The sequence below is a fragment of the Streptomyces ipomoeae 91-03 genome, assembly GCF_000317595.1.
Lineage (GTDB): Bacteria > Actinomycetota > Actinomycetes > Streptomycetales > Streptomycetaceae > Streptomyces > Streptomyces ipomoeae.
The window spans coordinates 1-17,855 of sequence record NZ_AEJC01000467.1; the positions used below are offsets into that span (position 1 = coordinate 1).

The following is a 17,855-nucleotide window of genomic DNA, read 5'->3' on the forward strand; positions in this document are numbered from 1 at the left end:
GCGAGCCCGGCGCCTTCTGCGTTCCCGCGCGTGCTGACTTGGTGCTGAGTTCTAGTTGCTCCGCGACGGAGTGAGCTTGTCGAGGTCCAGGCTGATCTCGAAGGGCACGGGGCGCTTCAAGGTGCCCCGGAAGATGCCGGCAGGTGCATAGGCGCCGGTCGGTTCGTCGAGTTCGTAGACGTGGACGACGGGGGCGCCGTTCTCTTCCTCGATGCACCAGAAGTGCGGGATGCCGGCCTCCGCGTACTTGCGGAGCTTGACCGTACGGTCCCGGTGCGCGGACTCGGGTGAGACGACCTCGATGACGAGTCTCACCTCGTCCGGCGCGAACCAGGTGCGGTCTTTGTCGTAGTCGGCCGTCGTCACCAGCAGATCCGGTTCGGGCCGGTTTCGCTCGTCGAGCTTTATGGTCATCCCGCGGCCGACCCTGACATCGCCGGGCGCCTGCTCCATGAGAGCGACGGTCAGCATGGTGACGAGGTGGCCGTGCCACCACCTCTGCGGCGACATCATGAAGACAAGCGCTCCGTCGATCAGCTCGGTGTGGCGGGGTGCCTCGGGGAGGCGGTCCAGGTCCTCCGCGAACCAGCCCTCCTCGCGCGGCGGGCGCATCCAGTCGGGCAGAGCGGTCATGGCTCAACCGTAGCGATTCGACGAGGCCCGGGCCACGAGATCGTCAACGGCGACCGGGGCATGAACTCCACCATGTCGCTGACCTGGGGAAATCGAAACCGCGCCGGAGATGCGGCCAGCGGCGCCGGATCGGTTCGGACCGACGCCGACCATTCACCGTCGTCCTCCCACAACGTCTTTCTCTCATACGGCCTCGTGGGCGGCGCCGGTCGGACTGGGAAACGAGGGCCGTGGCGTTGACCCCCGTCGGGTCGCCTCCGGCTCAGTCGGCTTCAATGCATCGAGGTCAGGGGCGAAGAGCATTTTCGCGCCGTTGGGGATCACGATCACTGTGGCGCAGAGGTGTCCGCCGCAGCCGGCGTCAGCCCGTGCGGCGGGAGCGGGTCAGCGCCAGCCCGCCGAGGGCCGTGCCGATCAGCCCCACCAGCATGGCCACGTAGGCCCCGCCCAGCCCGTTGCCCGTGCCGAGTCCACCGTCGGCGGTGGCCGCGACCAGCACGCCGAGGGCCATGCCGATCAGTCCCGCCACCATGGCCGCCACGGCCCCCAGTGATCCGTTGGCAGCGCCGAGACGACCGGTCGGGCGGGCCAGCGCCAGCCAGGCGACACTTACGCCGGCCAGCCCCAGCAGCGCGCCCGTCGCGGACCCGAGTCGTCCGAGGCTGAAGTCGTGGAAACCGGCGGCGACCGGCTGGACCGAGGAGTGCGCGGCGGACGGCGCGGCAAGCGCGATGCCTCCGAGCAGGGCGGCTGCGGCGGCGGCAAGCAGGCGACGAACAGACATCAACGGGCTCCTTCTCTTCCTGTGATCCCGCGATCGGGTGTCGCCTGAGCATGTCCGCCGGACCCGTCCCCGGTCGTCCGGCGGACGCAGACGCTTCGGGCTGCCGCCGATGCCGCATCCGGCTACAGCGGTCGCCGCGGGAGACGCGAAAGTACTGCGTGCGCGGTAGCCGGTCGCTCGTCCCCAAGAGGGACCCGCCCGTGCCGGCAGCCCGCTAGGGTGCGCGCATGAGTGCAGGTGAGCCCGGTGACCGGGCCCGTCTCGGAGACTGGGTCATCGCCGTCGGCGTAGCGGCGACGCTGCTGGTCACCGGGCTGTCCGGGCAGCGTTCCGCCGCGGCCCTCGATCCGCTCGGCTACGCGCTGCTGACGGTCGGCGGGCTGGCTCTGGCCGCGCGCCGCCGGGCTCCGGTCGCCGTCCTGGCCGTCACCGGGCTGTGCGCGGTGGGTTACCAGGCGGTCGGTTTCGATGTGCCTGCTGTCGCGTACCTGTTCGCGGTGTACGCGGCCGTGCGCGCGGGACACCGCACCGCCACGGTGGCGGCGAGCGTGGCCATGCTGGGCATGCTCCCGCTCGCGGCCCTGACCTCGGGCTCGCACGACACGGGCGAGGCGTTCGCGCAGGCCAGAGGCGCCCTGGAGCTGGCCTGGCTGATCGCGGCCGGCGCCGCGGGTGAGGCGCTGCGGCAGGCCGAGCGGCGGGCGGACGAGGCCGAGCGCACCCGGGAGGAGACCGCGCGGCGGCGCGCCGACGAGGAGCGGCTGCACATCGCGCGGGAACTGCACGATTCGCTCACCCACCAGATCTCGGTCATCAAGGTGCAGGCCGAAGTCGCCGTCCACGTGGCCCGTAAGCGTGGCGAACAGGTGCCGGAGGCGCTGCTGGCGATCCAGGAGGCCGGTCGCGAGGCGAGCCGGGAGCTGCGCGCGACCCTGGAGGCGCTGCGCGACGACGACACCGCCCCGCCGCGTGGGCTCGACCACGTCCCGGAGCTGGTGGAACGAGCGAGTAAGGCCGGCCTGGAGGCAACGCTGACGATCGAGGGGCAGCGGCACGATGTGCCGGCGGCGGTGGGCCGGACCGTCTACCGGATCGTTCAGGAGGCGCTGACCAACATCGCCCGTCACGCGGACGCCGGCACGGCGTCGGTCCGGATCGACTGTCGTCCGGACGCCCTGGCCTTACGCATCGATGACGACGGCAAGGCCACACCCGCCGCCGCGCCGACGCCCGGCGTCGGGCTGCTCGGGATGCGCGAACGCGTCACCGCCCTCGGTGGCCGGCTGCTTGCACAACCGCGTGGCGAGGGTGGCTTCACCGTCCAGGCCGAACTCCCCCTGGACCGCACGGCATGATCCGTGTCCTGCTGGTCGACGACCAGCCGCTCATTCGCAGCGGATTCCGCGCGCTCCTCGATCTCGAGGACGACATCGAGGTGGTCGCCGAGGCCGCCGACGGCGGCGAGGGCCTGGAACTCGCCGAAAAGCACCTGCCCGACGTCGCGCTCGTCGACATCCAGATGCCCGTCATCGACGGCATCGAGGTGACCCGACGCATCGCCGCGGACCCCGCCATGGCCGGGGTGCACGTCGTCATTCTGACCAACTACGGCTTGGACGAATACGTCTTCGACGGGCTGCGCGCCGGCGCCGCCGGATTCCTGGTCAAGGACATCGTGCCGGAAGACTTCCTGCACGCCGTACGCGTCGCCGCGCGCGGCGACGCCCTGCTCGCTCCTTCCATCACCCGCAAACTGATCCACCGGTACGTCACCCAGCCCCTCCTCACCGGCACCGACACGAGGTTGGCAGAGCTGACCAGCCGTGAACGCGAGGCCGTCGTCCTGGTCGCGCGGGGCCTGTCCAACGAGGAGATCGCGAGCCGTCTGGTGATCAGCCCGCTGACGGCGAAAACCCACATCAACCGGGCCATGGCCAAGCTCCATGCCCGTGACCGGGCCCAACTCGTGGTCCTCGCCTATGAATCCGGCCTGGTGTCCCCGTGCGATTCCTGACTCCGAAGAGGGCTTGCACCTGCTCGCCTCGTGGGCCGCCTCCCACGAAGCCGGACGCACCCTGGCTGGTTCCTGTACGGGTCCGTGGTGATCCGTACCGGTATGGGGTGTTGATCTCCCGGCAGGGGAAGGCCTTGGTCAGACAGGCCGTCAGGCCGTGGAGAGGGGGGTCACATGTGGGTGGCGTTGGCGTTTCTCGGCGTGCTCCTGGTGTTCAACGGTGAGTTTCGAGTGCTGGCGGTGGCCGCCGGGGTGCTGCTGATCTGGCTCGGTCACAAGAGGAGCAGCGCGTTGTTGCAGGCGGTCGGTGCGGGCTTCCTCGCCATTTTGCTGTTCGCGGTGTTCTGACCGCTTCCGACCCGCGACCAATGTCCTCAGCCCGCCGCCAACCCCGTCTTCAGCCCCGCCCCGCACAACGGCACCACCGCCGTACGACCCCCGAGGGCGCCCTCGCGTACGGCGGCCCAGCAGGCCACGCCGGTGGATTCGACGTACAGGCCGCGGGAGGCCAGGTCGCGTTGGGCGTGGCGGATCTGGTCCTCGGTCACGGTGAGGAAGGTGCCGCCTGAGTCGCGGACGGCGCGGAGGATCTGGCGGGCGCGGGGCGGACGGGGGATGGCGATGCCCTCGGCGAAGGTGGGGGCCATGGGGGTGGCGCCGATGAGGTCGTCGGCGCCCTCGGCGAAGGCGTGGGCCAAGGGGGCGACCGCCGCGGACTGTACGGCGACGAGTGCGGGGCGGCGGTCGATGAGCCCCGCCGTGTGCAGTTCCGCGATGGCGAGGGCCGCGCCCAGCAGCAGCGTGCCGTTGCCGACCGGGACGACGATCACCTCCGGGAGCCGGCCGCCGAGGTCCTCCCAGAGTTCGTGCGCGTAGGTCTTCGTACCGTGCAGGAAGTAGGGGTTGTAGACGTGGGAGGCGTAGAAGACGCCGTCGGCGTCGGCCGCCTCGCGGGCCGCGCTCGCCGTCGCCTCCCGGTCGCCGTCGACGATCTCCAGCCGCGCGCCGTGCGCCTCGATCTGCTCCAGCTTCTTGGCAGACGTACCGGCGGGGACGTACACCGTGCAGGGCAGCGCGGCCCGCGCGCAGTACGCGGCGATCGCCGTCCCCGCGTTGCCGCTGCTGTCGGCGACGACCCGGCTGGGCCCGAGCCGCAGCGCCAGTTCGGCGAGGAGCACCGCGCCCCGGTCCTTGAAGGACAGCGTCGGCATCAGGAAGTCGAGCTTGGCCGAGACACCGTCCTTCAGCTCGACGAGCGGGGTGCGGCCCTCGCCCAGCGACACCGAGGGCGATGCGAGGGGGAGGCATTCCGCGTAGCGCCAGAGCGAGTTCACCCGGCCGGCCAGGGACTTGAGCGGGGCCGGGGTGGGCGCGAAGTCCAGGTCCAGCGGGCCGCGGCAGGCCGGGCAGCACCAGGCGAGAGAGGCGGCGGCGACGCGCGTGCCGTCCGTCGGACAGAAGCGATCCGGCAGAGGTGTCATGAACGCAGGGTAGTGGTGGTGGGCTGGTCGCGGTTTGTCATGAAGGGGCACGGTATTTCACGGCCCGGTACCGTCCTCGCCCGTCGCGTGCTTACCATGCGCCAAGTCGTACGTCAGTTCCCACTCCGCTCGGTGCAAGGAGTACGTGTACCCGTGGCCACACCCCCGCCCGTCGGGCCCCGGCCGTCTCATGACGGTGGCCCGTTTCCGCCCCAGGGGCAGCCGCAGTCCGTGCCCGGGCAGATATATCCGTACCAGGCGCAGCCCCAGCCCTGGGGCCAGGCGTGGGGGCGGACGTATCCGGCGCTTCAGCCGCCCCCAGCGGTCAACGGGCTCGCGATCGCCGCGCTCGTGTTCGGTCTGCTGTGCCTCCTGCCGGGCGTCGGGCTGCTTCTGGGCGTCGTCGCGCTCGTGCAGATCAGGAAGAAGGGTGAGCGCGGCAAGGGCATGGCCGTGGCCGGAATCGTACTGTCGACGATCGGCACGCTTCTGGTGACGCTCGCGTTCGCCACGGGCGGCGCACGCGACGCCTGGGACGGCTTCCGCGACGCGGCGAGCGGCGCGGGCACCACCTTCTCGGTGGAGAAGGGCGAGTGCTTCGACACACCGAGCGGCTCCCTGGAGGGCTACGCGTACGACGTCGACACCGTGCCGTGCGAAGGGGAGCACGACGCGGAGGTGTTCGCCGACTTCTCGATGCCGGACGGCGGCTACCCGGGCGACGACGAGGTGACCGACGCCGCCGACGAGCAGTGCTACGCGCTCTCGGAGCTCTACGCCATGGACAGCTGGGCGCTCCCGGACGACGTCGACGTCTACTACTTCACGCCCACCCGGCAGAGCTGGCGGTACGGTGACCGCGAGATCACCTGCATGTTCGGCAACACGGACGCCGAGGGCGGCCTGACGGGCTCGTTGCGACAGGACGAGACGACCCTCGACGACGACCAGTTCGCGTTCCTGGAGGCCGACGCGATCCTGGACGACGCCCTCGACGGCGTACCCGACACGGAGTACGTCGAGGACGACCTCCCCGCGCACAAGGCGTGGGCCTCGCAGGTGGTACAGGCCCTGGAGGAACAGACGCGGACACTGCGCGCCCATGACTGGGAGCCCGACGCCGAGCGGGCGGTCGGCGACTACGCCGACGCCCTGGACCAGGCGCGCGAGGAATGGCGGGCGGCGAGCAAGGCGACCGACGCCGAGACCTTCAGCGACCACTGGAACAAGGCGCACCTCCTCACCGACGGCCCGAAGGCGGTCACCGCGCGCGAGGCCCTGGGGCTGGACACCACACCGCCGACGTACGACGACGAGGGCACCGATGAGGACGGTGGAGCCGGCGGCGGAGGGGACGACTCCGGCGTGGAGGTGTGACGGCGCCCATAGCGGGGAGAAAGCGCCTGCGTAAAGCCCCTACCGGGCCCTTGTCATCACATCGAGTGATTCTCTGGCCTTTGCTTGCATGGCACAACCCACGGTTGCCAGGCTGTCGCTGTCTGTACAGCCAGACAGCCAGATGGGAGCGGCCAGTGACTTTCGGTGAGCAGCCGGCGTACCTGCGTGTCGCGGGTGATCTCCGCAAGAAGATCGTGAACGGCTCGCTGCCACCGCACACCCGTCTTCCTTCCCAGGCCCGCATCCGCCAGGAATACGGCGTTTCGGACACCGTCGCGCTGGAGGCCCGCAAGGTGCTCATGGCCGAGGGGCTGGTGGAGGGCCGCTCCGGGTCGGGCACCTATGTGCGGGAGCGGCCGGTGCCGCGCCGGGTCGCCCGCTCCGGCTACCGGCCCGCCGGTGGGGCCACGCCCTTCCGGCAGGAGCAGGCCGACGCCACCGCGCGGGGCACCTGGGAGTCGCGCAGCGAGCAGGTCGAGGCGAGTGGCTGCATCGCCGAGCGGCTGGCCATCCAGCCCGGCGACCGTGTGATGTGCACCAAGTACACGTTCCGGGACGCCGGGGAGACCATGATGCTCTCCACCTCTTGGGAGCCCCTGGCCCTCACCGGCCGTACGCCGGTGATGCTTCCCGAGGAGGGTCCGCTCGGCGGCATGGGCGTCGTCGAGCGCATGGCCGCCATCGACGTCGTCGTCGACAACGTCACCGAGGAGGTCGGCGCCCGCCCCGGCCTCGCCGAGGAACTCCTCGTCCTGGGCGGCGTCCCCGGCCATGTCGTCCTCGTCGTCCAGCGCACGTACTACGCCTCCGGCCGCCCCGTGGAGACGGCGGACGTGGTGGTCCCGGCGGACCGGTACCGGGTGGCGTACCACTTGCCGGTGAAGTGAGGTTGCCGGTGAAGTGGGGGCGGGGCACCTGCCGGTGGGGTGAACGGGGCTGAAGTGACGGCGGTGGCTCGCCCGTTCGGGAGGCCGACCGCCGTCGTGCGTGCCGGACGGTGACGCGGGTACGGGTCAAGTCGCCCTTGTCGAGGGAGAGTTGGAGCTGCCGGGTCTTCCGGGGTGTCCGAACGCAGTTCGAATTCGGTCGTTCTCGGTGTCGGAGCGGCATGGCGTCCGGCAGCGTCCCGCTTCGTCCTGATCCCCCTGGTTCGCTGCTCGTTGAGGCGCAGAGGGGCGCGCGGGTAGTGATCGACGGCGCGTTCGACGGGGCGCGCCGCCTCCATCTTGGCTGGTTGCGTACCTCTTTGTGAAAACGCGGATTCGCTGCGTGAAGGTAAGGCGTACGCTCGGGCATATGCGCATTGCGGTTTCCTTGGATGACGGGGCTCGACGGGAGCCGGTGGTGGGACCTGGGCGCACCGGGGTGGGAAGGGGCGGTGGGGCTCGATGAACGACGGCACGATCACGCTCTCCTGGCTCGTCATAAGGCAGGACGACAACGGCAACCGCTACCGGGTGGGCAGGTACGCGACCCGCGCGGAGGCGCAGAAGATCGCGGACAGCCTCGACAGCCGGGGGCACAAGCAGCTCTACTGGGTCGAGCGCATCGGGCAGAACGGTCGGAGCGGGAGTAAGTGAACGACTCCGCCCGGCGGGCGTGCCCGCTCCCGTAGGCTCCCGCGCATGACCGAACCGATCGTGGTGGTGGGAGCCGCCCTGCTGAGCGACGGGCGACTGCTCGCCGCGCGCCGCAGCGCACCGCCTGAGCTGGCCGGACGCTGGGAGTTGCCCGGCGGCAAGGTGGAGCCCGGTGAGCCTCCTGAACAGGCCCTCGTACGTGAGCTGCGCGAAGAACTCGGCATCGAGGCGAAGTCCGCGGGGCGGGTGCCGGGGGAGTGGCCGGTGAGACCCGGGTATGTGCTGCGCGTCTGGATCGCCCACCTGCTGTCGGGGGAGCCGCGTCCCCTCGAAGACCACGATGAGCTGCGCTGGCTCAGTGCGGATGAGGTGTGGGACGTCGACTGGCTGGACCAGGACGTCCCGGCGGTGATGGAGACGGCGAGACTGGCCTGGGGCGCCGGGGGCGTTTGAGGGGGCGTTTGATTCGCCGGGCGCCTGAGCCGCATGGTTCGCCGGGCGCCTGAGAGCTCGGGCCGGGCTGCGCGTGGGCGGCTGCGGGTTGTGTGTGGCTGCTCGCGCCCACGCGGCGGAGCCGCAAATCGACACAGCCCCGCGCCCCTGAAAAGCAGGGGTTGCGCCCCGCTTTCAGGGGCGCGGGGCTGCCAGGAACCGTGGTCGTACGCCGTTCGTGCCACCGTGCGCCCTCGTGCGCGGTACGCCGACATGCATATCGGGTATGTGCCCATTAACCCTATGAAACCGGACAGAATCCGCTTCTGACTGGGAAGTGATCGGCGTGATCGACATCGGAGACGACTGCGCCGAGTGGACCTTCCCCGCCGAACCGGACGCCGTGCGCACCGCCCGGGCCGTCGTACGGACCCGATTGCGCGAGTGGGGCCTCGACGCCCTGTGCGACATCGCCGCCCTGTTGGTCAGCGAACTCGTCACCAACGCCCTCCGCCACGCCACCGGCCCCATCGGCGTACGGCTCGTACGCCCCGTCGATCCCCCGCGCATCCTGCTCGTCGAGGTCTCCGACCCGCTGCCCGACCTGCCTCACGCACGGGCCGCCGACGTCGACGACGAGAGCGGCAGGGGTCTGCAACTGGTGGCCTGTTCCTCGCGAGCCTGGGGTACCCGCCCCGGCGAGGCGGGCAAGACGGTCTGGTTCGAGCTGACGGTTCCCGGCTGAACGGCCCGGTCGGCGTACGGAGCGGAGCCCCTGGCGCACGACGGGAGCCCACGGCGTACGGGCCGGGCATGGGGCGGCTCCCCAGGGCGTGCGTGCGACCGACTGGTTCAAGCCAGTAACGCTGGCTGGAGTCTTTGGTTCGAGTGGGCACCGCCTGGTTAGAAGACTTGGGAGTATGTTCCGGCCGGTCCAAAAACGATCGGGATCGTGCTGTGATCGTGAACACCGTGTTGTGCGGCGCCGTAGTGCTGGATACTGCGGGCAGCCGCCCCTGGTGACCGAAGCCGGACGCGGTGAGCTGGAGGGGACGGTTCGCGTGAGCGAGATACCAGCTAAGGCCACGGAGTCCATGGGGGCCAAGGAGTCCACGGACCCGTCGGACGGCGCGAGGCCCGAGGCCGCGGTCGGTTCCGGCCTGCGCGGGGCCGCGTCCGGCGTACCCGCCGCCCTGGCCGGTGGCGTCGTGGCCGGCGACTCGATGTGGCAGACCAGTCCACCCGGATCCATCTACGACTACATCAAGGTCGCCTCGTTCTCCATAGGCGCCGACGGCCTCGTTGACCAGTGGAGTCTGCGTGCCGAGCAGTTGTTCGGCATACCGGCGGAGCGGGCCGTGGGCATGGACCCCATCGAGGCGTTCATCGACCCCGACCGGCGTGCCGAGGGCCAGCGGAAGATGGCCGAGATCCTCGACGGCCGGGAGTGGACCGGGGTGGTCCCCTTCCGTGCACCGGGCCCCGAGGGGATCGACGGGCTGGCCGAGGTCTATGTGATGCCCACCATGGTGGAGGGTGGCGAACGGGCCGCCGTGTGCATCGTCGTGGATGTCCGGACGCTGCGCGGGATCGAGACCGACCTCGCCGCTTCGCAGTCGATTTTCGGCCAAACCCCGTTCGGGTTCCTTCTGATCGACACCGATCTTCGGGTGCGGCGGGCCAACGAGCGGTTCGCCTCGCTCTACGGCGGTGACGTCGACGACCATCGCGGCCGGGGCGTCCACGACTATCTGCAGTCCCCGGAGGCCGAACGGGTCGAGGCGACCCTGCGCCGGGTGCTGGAGACCGGCGAGCCCATCACGGACATGCATGTCACGGGCCATCCGCCCGGCAGCCAAGGGCGCCGCCACTGGTCCATCAACCTCTACCGCGTGCACAGCGGCACCGGCCGGCCCATCGGCATCGCCTGGCTGGGCATCGACATCACGGCCCGGCGCGCCGCCGCCCGCGAGGCCGCCGCCGCCCGGCGGAATCTCGCCCTCCTCAACGAGGCCGGCTCCCGCATCGGCAACTCCCTCGACCTGGAGACCACCGCCCGCGAACTCCTCGACGTCGTCGTCCCCGGCTTCTGCGACCTCGCCACCGTCGACCTCTACCAGGGGCTCCTGGTCGGCGACGAGACCCCGCCCGGACTCGCCGACGGCAGCGCCGAGCTGCGCCGGGTCGCCTTCGCCAGTTCGGTCTCGGAGGACGCGCCCTTCGTCGGCGGCCCCGCCCCGGTGCGGGTGGGCGCGGTCCACCACTACCCGTTCAGCTCCCCCTGCGCGCAGGCCCTGCGCACCGGCCGCCCCCAACGGGTCCCCGAAGAGGGCAACCTCATCCAGTCGACGCTCGCCGTGCCGATGGTCGCCCACGACACCGTCGTCGGACTCGTCCAGTTCTCCCGTACGAAGGGCAGCGAGCCGTTCAGCGAACGGGACCGAGGGCTCGCCGTGGAGCTGGCCGCGCGCGCCGCCGTCTGCATCGACAACGCCCGGCTGTACCGCCGCGAGCACGAACGCGCCCTCATCCTGCAGCGCTCCCTGCTGCCCCCGGGCGACCCCGAGGCCTCCGGGCTCGACATCGCCTGCCGCTATCTGCCGGGCAACGCGGCCACCGAAGTCGGCGGCGACTGGTTCGACGTCATCGAACTCCCCGGCCACCGCACCGCACTCGTCGTCGGCGACGTCATGGGCCGCGGGCTGCGCGCGGCGGTGGCGATGGGTGAACTTCGTACGGCTGTGCGTACGTTGGCCCTGCTGGACCTCGAACCCGCCGAAGTGCTCTCCGCCCTCGACGAGATCGCCCGTGGCCTCGGCACCTCCGGGGGCGTCCAGTCGACCTCCCGCACGGCCGCCAGCCGGCCCCGCGACAAGGACCTCTCCGAGGTGTACCTCGCGACCTGCGTCTACGCCGTCTACGACTCGGTCACGCGTCGCTGCACCTTCGCCAACGCCGGCCATCTGCCGCCCGTCCTGGTCGAACCCGGCGAGAGCGCGCTGATGCTCGACGTGCCGCCCGGTATGCCGCTCGGCGTCGGCGGCGAGCCGTTCGAGGAGGTCGAGGTCGAACTGCCCGAAGGGGCCCTGCTGGCGCTCTACACGGATGGACTGGTCGAATCCCGCGACCATCCCCTCGACGAGGGCCTCCAGGCGTTCGTGGGCGCGCTCACCGACCCCGCGCAGCCGCCGACGACGCTGCGCGCCGACACACCCCGGTCGCTGGAGGACGTCTGCGACCACGTCCTCAACACCCTCGACACCCACCACGGCGAGGACGACATCGCCCTGCTGATGGCACGTGTACAGGGGTTGCCGGCCGATTCCGTCGGCGACTGGACCCTGCCGCGCGAGCCGCGCAGCGTGGGCCGCGCCCGCGAGTACGCCCGCGGGCAGCTCCTCGCCTGGGACCTCGAACCGCTGGTCGACACGGCCGAGTTGCTGGTCAGCGAACTCGTCACGAACGCGCTCCGCTATGGCGAGGGCGAGATACGGCTCCGGCTGCTCCTCGACAGAACGCTCGTCTGCGAGGTCTGGGACGCGGGGCTCGTCCAGCCGCGTCGGCGCCGGGCCCGTGACACCGACGAGGGTGGGCGCGGCCTGCAGTTGGTCGGTCTGCTCTCCGCGGCGTGGGGGTCCCGTCGTACGCCTCGGGGCAAGACCGTGTGGTTCGAGTTGCCGCTGCCGGGTGGTGAGACCGGGCTCACTGATCCGGCGGAGGCGTTGTTGAGTCTGTTTTAGGGGGGCGAGAAGCCGACCGGCGGAAGGCCGCTTCGGCTGGTTCGCGTCCTGCGGGTGAGTGGGGGCTGGTCGCTCCCCCACTCTCGACTTCGCTCGAGCGGGAGGGACCCCCATCGCGGCGGAGCCGCACATCGACACAGCCCCGCGCCCCTGAAAAACCGGGGGCCGCGCCCCGTTCTCGCGGCGTGCCGGACCGTCAGAAGTGGCCGCCCCCTGCCCGGCGGCCACGCGTCGCGGGGCCGCCGTAGCAGGCCGGGCCCCGTAGGCTGCCTCGATCGCCACCGGACGGCTCGGACAGGAGGACGCCGCCCAGTAGGGCGCCCGCCAGGCCGTCGCCCACGGGGCCGCCGTACGGGTTGCCGTACGCGCGTACGTCCTGCTCGGCCAGTCGGCGGGCTTCCTGGGCCAGGATGTGGGCTCGTTCGGCGTGCCGGGCGCCCCCGGGGGCCGGCTCGGCCTCGCCGCCGTCACCCGCCCGCGCCTCAGCCGCTCTCAAGTACCGTTCCGCCTCCGCCAGTCGGATCCGGGCCTCGGCCCCCACCGCCCCCCGATGCGTCGTGACGTAGTCCGCCGCCGAGGCCACGGCGCTGCGGGCCGGAAGCAGCCAGTGGCCCCGGTGGCGGAGGGCGTCCAGGGGGTCGTCGTACGGACCGGTGACGGGAGTGTCCTGTCGCGCGGTCTCGGCGGCCCGTGCCAACTCGGTGGACAGGCGCTCCACGCCCGTCACGAGCACGTCGGCCTGGTCGATCGCGCCCTCGGCGGCCCGTAGGTGGACGGCGGCGGTGTCGCGGTCGGCCGCGTCGGTGGACTGGCGGGCGCGGTTGAGCTCGGTCGTGGCGAAGACCAGACGGTCCTTGGCCTGCTCCACGTGGCCGGTGACGGGGAGGACGGCCGTGGGGGCGTAGCGCTCGTGGAGCTCGGTGAGGGTGGTGGCCGCCGTCGCCGTACGGGTGGTCAGCTCGCGGAAGCGGGCCTCCGCGTACTCCAGCGCCGGGACCATGTCCCGTTCCAGCGCGCGGAGCTGGTCGAAGCCGGGGGTCACCGCGTCGAGTCGGCGCTGTGCCGTCGCGCACCGGGCGACGATCTCCTCCAGCAGGGCCCGCTCGTCGTCGGGTGAGAGGGTATCGGCTCCTTCGCCCGGTTCGTCCAGCCGCTGACGCAGGTGGAAGGCCACAGCCAGTTCGGCGCGCGCCTCCGCCAGGGCGTCGATGTACGGCCTGGCCTCCAGGTGGCCCGACCTCGCCGCCGCGAAGCGGAGCTCCTCGGCGCTCGTACGGACGCAGTCGTCGGTCTCCACCAGCAGCCGCAGCCCCCGGCGGTGCAGCTCGGACAGCGGGGTGACGGACGGCTGGACAGTGCCCGTCGGTGTCGTACGCAGGGCGGTGCGTCGTCTGCGCCGTACGAGTGAGTACGTGGCGACGGCGGCTGCCGCGCCCGCGGCGGCCACCGGCAGGACCAGATCCGTGGCGGAGCTCTCGTCGTCGGCGGGAGCCACCGCGACCGCCGGGGCCGTGGTCCGGTCGGCGACGGCCGGTTCCGTCGCCGGGGGCAGCAGCAGCCAGCCCAGGGCGGTCAATCCCCCGAACGCGGCGTGCGCCACCCGCACACCTATGTGCGACGCGGCGCCGCGCGACCGGCTTCTCCTCGGACCCGACGGCACATTTGGGAGCGTATGGCGCGTATCGCGGGGTCGCGACCGGGATGGGGTGGAGGGGGCGGTCGAGGAGGCTGGAACACATGGGGCTGGTCGTCATGGCAAGGGCATGCCACGATCGCCCCGTTGCTCAGCGGGAGGCGGACATGCCGGGATACGTCGTCGGACTCCTCGCGGCCGTCGCAGTGGCCGTCGTCGTGTTCGCCGTCGTCGTGTTCGCCGTCATCGCGATCCGTACCGAATGGATACTGCCGTGGCTGCGCCGCAGCACGCTGCGGCCACGGCTGTGGGGTTACTCCGCGCTCTTCGGCGGCGCGGGGCTGGGCCTGTGGTGTTTCGCCCACGCCATCCACCGCCCGGCGTTGTTCAGCGCGGCGGCCGTGGGGCTGTTCGTCGTGAGCACGGGGCTGTCGTTCCGCGCGACCCGCCCCGGCCGCGTCCCCCGGTGAGGGCCACGCGCACACTCCTCACAGGGGATCGCCGCACCTCTCCGGGCCTCACCCTGCCGACGAACGCCTCCTGATCTTCGAGCCCAGCCACACCAGCGGGTCGTACTTGCGGTCGACCGCGCGTTCCTTCAGCGGGATCAGCGCGTTGTCCGTGATCTTGATGCCTTCGGGGCAGACCTCGGTGCAGCACTTGGTGATGTTGCAGTAGCCGAGGCCGTGTTCGTCCTGGGCCGTCTTCTTGCGGTCCAGACCGGCCTCCTCCGCCGCGTCCAGCGGATGCATGTCCAGCTCCGCCACCCGCATCAGGAAACGCGGGCCCGCGAACGCCGGTTTGTTCTCCTCGTGGTCACGGACCACATGGCACGTGTCCTGGCACAGGAAGCACTCGATGCACTTGCGGAACTCCTGTGACCGGTCCACGTCCTCCTGCGTCATGCGGTACTCGCCCGGGCCGAGCCCCTCCGGCGGGACGAAGGCCGGGACCTGGCGTGCCTTGGTGTAGTTGAAGCCGACGTCCGTGACGAGGTCGCGGACCACCGGGAAGGCGCGCAGGGGTGTCACCGTGATCGTCTCGTCGCGCTCGAACACCGACATACGGGTCATGCACATCAGCCGGGGGCGGCCGTTGATCTCCGCCGAGCACGACCCGCACTTGCCCGCCTTGCAGTTCCAGCGGACCGCGAGGTCGGGCGCCTGGGTGGCCTGGAGGCGGTGGATGATGTCCAGCACCACCTCGCCGTCGTTGACCTCGACCTTGAAGTCCTCCAGGCCGCCGCCCTGCACATCGCCCCGCCACACCTGGAAGCGGGCCTCGTAGCTGCTCATTCGTACAGCTCCTCTTCGGCGAGGTACTTGACCAGCTCCTCCTTGTCGAACAGGGCGAGCAGGTCGGGGCGGATGGGTTCGGTGGTCTCACGGGTGAGGTCGATCTGGCCGGCGACGGGGTCCGTGGCCGCCAGTCCGCCCGTGGGGTCCGTGAGCCGGCAGAGCAGATTGATACGGCGCCACGCGCGGTCCATCGTCGGATGGTCCTCGCGGGTGTGGCCGCCGCGCGACTCGGTGCGCTCCAGCGCGGCCCGCGCCACGCACTCGCTGACCAGCAGCATGTTCCGCAGGTCCAGGGCGAGGTGCCAGCCCGGGTTGAACTGCCGGTGCCCCTCCACACCCGCCCGGCGGGCCCGTACGCGCAGCTCGGCCAGCTTGTCCAGCGCCTTCTGCATCTCGCCCTCCCGGCGGATGATGCCGACCAGGTCGTTCATGGCCTGCTGGAGTTCCTGGTGGAGGGTGTACGGGTTCTCCGGTGGCCGTCCGGCCTCGTCCTGGCCCGGCACCGGGCCCTCGGCGGAGAAGGGACGCAGTGCCTCGGCGGCTGCCGCGTCGACCTGGGCCTCGTCCACCCGCGGCCGGGCCCCGGCCGCCTCCGCCGCGTGTTCGGCGGCGTGCAGCCCGGCCCGGCGGCCGAAGACCAGCAGGTCGGAGAGGGAATTGCCGCCCAGCCGGTTGGAGCCGTGCATACCGCCGGCCACCTCACCGGCCGCGAACAGCCCGGGCACCCCGCGCGCCGCCGCCGTGTCCGACTCGACCGCGATGCCGCCCATCACATAGTGGCAGGTGGGGCCGACCTCCATCGCCTCGGCGGTGATGTCGACGTCCGCCAGCTCCTTGAACTGGTGGTACATCGAGGGGAGGCGACGGCGGATGACCTCGGCCGGCATACGCGTCGAGACGTCGAGGAAGACACCGCCGTGCGGGGAGCCCCGGCCCGCCTTGACCTCGGCGTTGATGGCCCGGGCCACCTCGTCACGGGGGAGCAGCTCGGGTGGGCGGCGGTTGTGGTCCGGGTCCTCGTACCAGCGGTCGCCCTCCTCCTCGGACTCCGCGTACTTCTCCTTGAAGACGTCCGGGATGTAGTCGAACATGAACCGCTTGCCCTCGGAGTTCCGGAGGACCCCGCCGTCACCGCGCACCGACTCGGTGACGAGGATGCCCTTCACCGACGGCGGCCAGACCATGCCGGTCGGATGGAACTGCACGAACTCCATGTTCAGCAGCGGCGCGCCGGCCAGCAGCGCGAGCGCGTGCCCGTCGCCCGTGTACTCCCACGAGTTCGACGTCACCTTGAAGGACTTGCCGATGCCACCGGTGGCGATGACCACGGCAGGTGCTTCGAGGACGAAGAAGCGCCCGGACTCGCGCTCGTACGCGAAGACACCGGAGACCCGGCCGCCGCCCGCGGCGGAGCCGCTGTCAGACACAGTCAGCACCCGGGTGACCGTGCACTCCTGGAAGACCTTCAGCCGGGACTCGTAGTCCCCGGTCTCCCGGTGGTCCTCCTGCTGCAGCGCCACGACCTTCTGCTGGAGCGTGCGGATCAGCTCCAGCCCCGTACGGTCGCCGACGTGGGCGAGGCGCGGGTACTCGTGGCCGCCGAAGTTGCGCTGGGAGATCCGGCCGTCCTTCGTACGGTCGAAGAGGGCGCCCCAGGTCTCCAGCTCCCACACCCGGTCCGGGGCCTCCTGGGCGTGCAGCTCGGCCATCCGCCACTGGTTGAGGAACTTGCCGCCGCGCATGGTGTCGCGGAAGTGGATCTGCCAGTTGTCGTGCGGATTGGCATTGGCCATGGCGGCGGCGATGCCACCCTCGGCCATCACCGTGTGGGCCTTGCCGAACAGGGACTTGCAGATCACCGCCGTACGGGCGCCCCGCTCGCGCGCCTCGATGGCGGCGCGCAGCCCGGCCCCGCCGGCGCCGACCACGACGACGTCCCACTCCTGCCGTTCGACCACGGACATCGTAAAGCCCCTCTTTTCCGGCTAGAAGATGGTCGGGTCGTCGAAGGCGCCGGACGCGACCAGGTACACGTAGAAGTCGGCGAGCGCCACGCTCACCAACGACGCCCAGGCCAGCTGCATATGGCGGGCGTTGAGCTTCCCGACCCACTGCCACATCCGGTAGCGCACGGGATGCCTGGAGAAGTGCTTGAGCTTGCCGCCGACGATGTGCCGGCACGAGTGGCAGGAGAGCGTGTACGCCCAGATCAGCACGATGTTGACGAGGAACACGAGGGTGCCGACGCCCATGTGGCCCCACTCGTAGTTCTCGTCGCGGAAGGCCAGGACGGTGTCATACGTCAGGATTCCGGCGACGAGGATGGCCGCGTAGAAGAAGTAGCGGTGGATGTTCTGCAGGATCAGCGGGAAGCGGGTCTCGCCGGTGTACTTCTTGTGCGGCTCGGCCACCGCGCAGGCGGGCGGGGAGGCCCAGAAGCCGCGGTAGTACGCCTTGCGGTAGTAGTAGCAGGTCAGGCGGAAGCCGAGCGGGAAGATCAGAATGATGATCGCCGGTGAGATGCCCCACCAGCTGCCGAAGATCTCCCAGTTGGGGCCCGCGTGCATCGGCTCGCAGCGCTCCGCCAGACAGGGCGAGTAGAACGGCGAGACGTACGGGGCCGCGTAATAGTGCGTGTCCGCGAAGGCCCGCCAGGTCGAGTACACGATGAAGGCCAGCAGACCGGCGGCGGTGGCCGCGGGGGCCAGCCACCACCGGTCGGTCCGCAGATGCGGGGCCGCGATCGCGGCGCGCGTGCCGGTGCGCACGCCGCCGCGGCCGGTATGGGGTTGTGTCGCCGGTGGTTCCGTACCAGTGGCCAACGTGGACTCCCGGTCGGGTGCTGTTGCTTCGGTCGTCGGG

General features: G+C 71.1%; 17 protein-coding genes. 10 read left to right on the forward strand and 7 right to left on the reverse strand.

Features of this window, described 5'->3' with window-relative positions; all coding sequences use genetic code 11:
- Positions 1-51: 51 nt before the first annotated feature.
- Both STRIP9103_RS30475 and STRIP9103_RS30480 read right to left on the reverse strand, forming a co-directional pair.
- Positions 52-633 carry a Uma2 family endonuclease gene (locus STRIP9103_RS30475; protein ID WP_009326865.1) on the reverse strand — a complete coding sequence of 194 codons (582 nt, stop codon included), beginning with the start codon at positions 631-633 and terminating at the stop codon, positions 52-54.
- A 361-nt stretch (positions 634-994) separates the two neighbouring features.
- Positions 995-1,417 carry a DUF6223 family protein gene (locus STRIP9103_RS30480; protein WP_009326889.1) on the reverse strand — a complete coding sequence of 141 codons (423 nt, stop codon included), beginning with the start codon at positions 1,415-1,417 and terminating at the stop codon, positions 995-997.
- A gap of 227 nt (positions 1,418-1,644) precedes the next feature.
- On the opposite strand from STRIP9103_RS30480, the gene STRIP9103_RS30485 reads away from it, so the two are divergent.
- The 3 genes from STRIP9103_RS30485 (at position 1,645) to STRIP9103_RS50855 (ending at position 3,779) form a co-directional block, all read left to right on the forward strand.
- A complete protein-coding gene (locus STRIP9103_RS30485; protein ID WP_009326880.1) occupies positions 1,645-2,772 on the forward strand; it encodes a sensor histidine kinase in 1,128 nt (375 codons plus the stop codon).
- Positions 2,769-3,431: a response regulator gene (locus tag STRIP9103_RS30490; RefSeq protein WP_009326873.1), complete on the forward strand. Its 663-nt coding sequence runs from the start codon at positions 2,769-2,771 to the stop codon at positions 3,429-3,431. The genes STRIP9103_RS30485 and STRIP9103_RS30490 overlap by 4 nt, the downstream gene beginning before the upstream one ends.
- 174 nt (positions 3,432-3,605) lie before the next feature.
- Positions 3,606-3,779, forward strand: a complete 174-nt coding sequence (locus STRIP9103_RS50855) for a hypothetical protein (protein WP_009326886.1) — start codon at positions 3,606-3,608, stop codon at positions 3,777-3,779.
- Positions 3,780-3,805: 26 nt separating this feature from the next.
- Here the strand turns inward: STRIP9103_RS50855 and STRIP9103_RS30495 are convergent, their stop codons facing one another.
- Positions 3,806-4,912, reverse strand: a complete 1,107-nt coding sequence (locus STRIP9103_RS30495) for a threonine synthase (RefSeq protein ID WP_048821283.1) — start codon at positions 4,910-4,912, stop codon at positions 3,806-3,808.
- Positions 4,913-5,065: 153 nt separating this feature from the next.
- On the opposite strand from STRIP9103_RS30495, the gene STRIP9103_RS30500 reads away from it, so the two are divergent.
- From STRIP9103_RS30500 to STRIP9103_RS30525, 6 genes are all read left to right on the forward strand, one after another.
- Positions 5,066-6,289, forward strand: coding sequence for a DUF4190 domain-containing protein (locus STRIP9103_RS30500; protein WP_009326867.1), 1,224 nt, complete (start codon positions 5,066-5,068; stop codon positions 6,287-6,289).
- A 155-nt stretch (positions 6,290-6,444) separates the two neighbouring features.
- Positions 6,445-7,197 (forward strand): GntR family transcriptional regulator, encoded by a 753-nt coding sequence (locus STRIP9103_RS30505; RefSeq protein WP_009326868.1) that lies wholly within the window; start codon positions 6,445-6,447, stop codon positions 7,195-7,197.
- Between the two features lie 501 nt (positions 7,198-7,698).
- On the forward strand, positions 7,699-7,890 hold the full coding sequence (locus tag STRIP9103_RS30510) for an SPOR domain-containing protein (protein WP_009326877.1): 192 nt from the start codon (positions 7,699-7,701) through the stop codon (positions 7,888-7,890).
- Between the two features lie 45 nt (positions 7,891-7,935).
- Positions 7,936-8,343, forward strand: a complete 408-nt coding sequence (locus tag STRIP9103_RS30515) for a (deoxy)nucleoside triphosphate pyrophosphohydrolase (protein ID WP_009326861.1) — start codon at positions 7,936-7,938, stop codon at positions 8,341-8,343.
- A 316-nt stretch (positions 8,344-8,659) separates the two neighbouring features.
- Positions 8,660-9,067 carry an ATP-binding protein gene (locus tag STRIP9103_RS30520; RefSeq protein WP_009326866.1) on the forward strand — a complete coding sequence of 136 codons (408 nt, stop codon included), beginning with the start codon at positions 8,660-8,662 and terminating at the stop codon, positions 9,065-9,067.
- Between the two features lie 316 nt (positions 9,068-9,383).
- Positions 9,384-12,062, forward strand: a complete 2,679-nt coding sequence (locus tag STRIP9103_RS30525; protein ID WP_181800493.1) for a SpoIIE family protein phosphatase — start codon at positions 9,384-9,386, stop codon at positions 12,060-12,062.
- Between the two features lie 196 nt (positions 12,063-12,258).
- On the opposite strand, the gene STRIP9103_RS30530 is transcribed toward STRIP9103_RS30525, so the two are convergent.
- On the reverse strand, positions 12,259-13,662 hold the full coding sequence (locus STRIP9103_RS30530; protein WP_009326870.1) for a hypothetical protein: 1,404 nt from the start codon (positions 13,660-13,662) through the stop codon (positions 12,259-12,261).
- 200 nt (positions 13,663-13,862) lie between these two features.
- Between STRIP9103_RS30530 and STRIP9103_RS30535 the strand changes: the two genes are divergently transcribed.
- Positions 13,863-14,165 carry a hypothetical protein gene (locus STRIP9103_RS30535; RefSeq protein ID WP_048821284.1) on the forward strand — a complete coding sequence of 101 codons (303 nt, stop codon included), beginning with the start codon at positions 13,863-13,865 and terminating at the stop codon, positions 14,163-14,165.
- 48 nt (positions 14,166-14,213) lie between these two features.
- Here the strand turns inward: STRIP9103_RS30535 and STRIP9103_RS30540 are convergent, their stop codons facing one another.
- The 3 genes from STRIP9103_RS30540 to STRIP9103_RS30550 are packed head-to-tail and all read right to left on the reverse strand — an operon-like array spanning position 14,214 to position 17,815.
- Positions 14,214-14,990, reverse strand: a complete 777-nt coding sequence (locus STRIP9103_RS30540) for a succinate dehydrogenase/fumarate reductase iron-sulfur subunit (RefSeq protein ID WP_009326856.1) — start codon at positions 14,988-14,990, stop codon at positions 14,214-14,216.
- A complete protein-coding gene (locus STRIP9103_RS30545; protein WP_009326881.1) occupies positions 14,987-16,957 on the reverse strand; it encodes a fumarate reductase/succinate dehydrogenase flavoprotein subunit in 1,971 nt (656 codons plus the stop codon). The genes STRIP9103_RS30540 and STRIP9103_RS30545 overlap by 4 nt, the downstream gene beginning before the upstream one ends.
- A 21-nt stretch (positions 16,958-16,978) precedes the next feature.
- Positions 16,979-17,815, reverse strand: coding sequence for a hypothetical protein (locus tag STRIP9103_RS30550; protein WP_048821285.1), 837 nt, complete (start codon positions 17,813-17,815; stop codon positions 16,979-16,981).
- Positions 17,816-17,855: the final 40 nt, after the last annotated feature.

Excerpts from the sequence above, each read along its gene's own strand:
- STRIP9103_RS30475 (WP_009326865.1), bottom strand. The coding sequence starts at position 633 with ATGACCGCTCTGCCCGACTGGATGCGCCCGCCGCGCGAGGAGGGCTGG.
- STRIP9103_RS30480 (WP_009326889.1), bottom strand. The coding sequence starts at position 1,417 with ATGTCTGTTCGTCGCCTGCTTGCCGCCGCCGCAGCCGCCCTGCTCGGA.
- STRIP9103_RS30485 (WP_009326880.1), top strand. The coding sequence starts at position 1,645 with ATGAGTGCAGGTGAGCCCGGTGACCGGGCCCGTCTCGGAGACTGGGTC.
- STRIP9103_RS30490 (WP_009326873.1), top strand. The coding sequence starts at position 2,769 with ATGATCCGTGTCCTGCTGGTCGACGACCAGCCGCTCATTCGCAGCGGA.
- STRIP9103_RS50855 (WP_009326886.1), top strand. The coding sequence starts at position 3,606 with ATGTGGGTGGCGTTGGCGTTTCTCGGCGTGCTCCTGGTGTTCAACGGT.
- STRIP9103_RS30495 (WP_048821283.1), bottom strand. The coding sequence starts at position 4,912 with ATGACACCTCTGCCGGATCGCTTCTGTCCGACGGACGGCACGCGCGTC.
- STRIP9103_RS30510 (WP_009326877.1), top strand. The coding sequence starts at position 7,699 with ATGAACGACGGCACGATCACGCTCTCCTGGCTCGTCATAAGGCAGGAC.
- STRIP9103_RS30515 (WP_009326861.1), top strand. The coding sequence starts at position 7,936 with ATGACCGAACCGATCGTGGTGGTGGGAGCCGCCCTGCTGAGCGACGGG.
- STRIP9103_RS30535 (WP_048821284.1), top strand. The coding sequence starts at position 13,863 with ATGCCGGGATACGTCGTCGGACTCCTCGCGGCCGTCGCAGTGGCCGTC.
- STRIP9103_RS30540 (WP_009326856.1), bottom strand. The coding sequence starts at position 14,990 with ATGAGCAGCTACGAGGCCCGCTTCCAGGTGTGGCGGGGCGATGTGCAG.
- STRIP9103_RS30545 (WP_009326881.1), bottom strand. The coding sequence starts at position 16,957 with ATGTCCGTGGTCGAACGGCAGGAGTGGGACGTCGTCGTGGTCGGCGCC.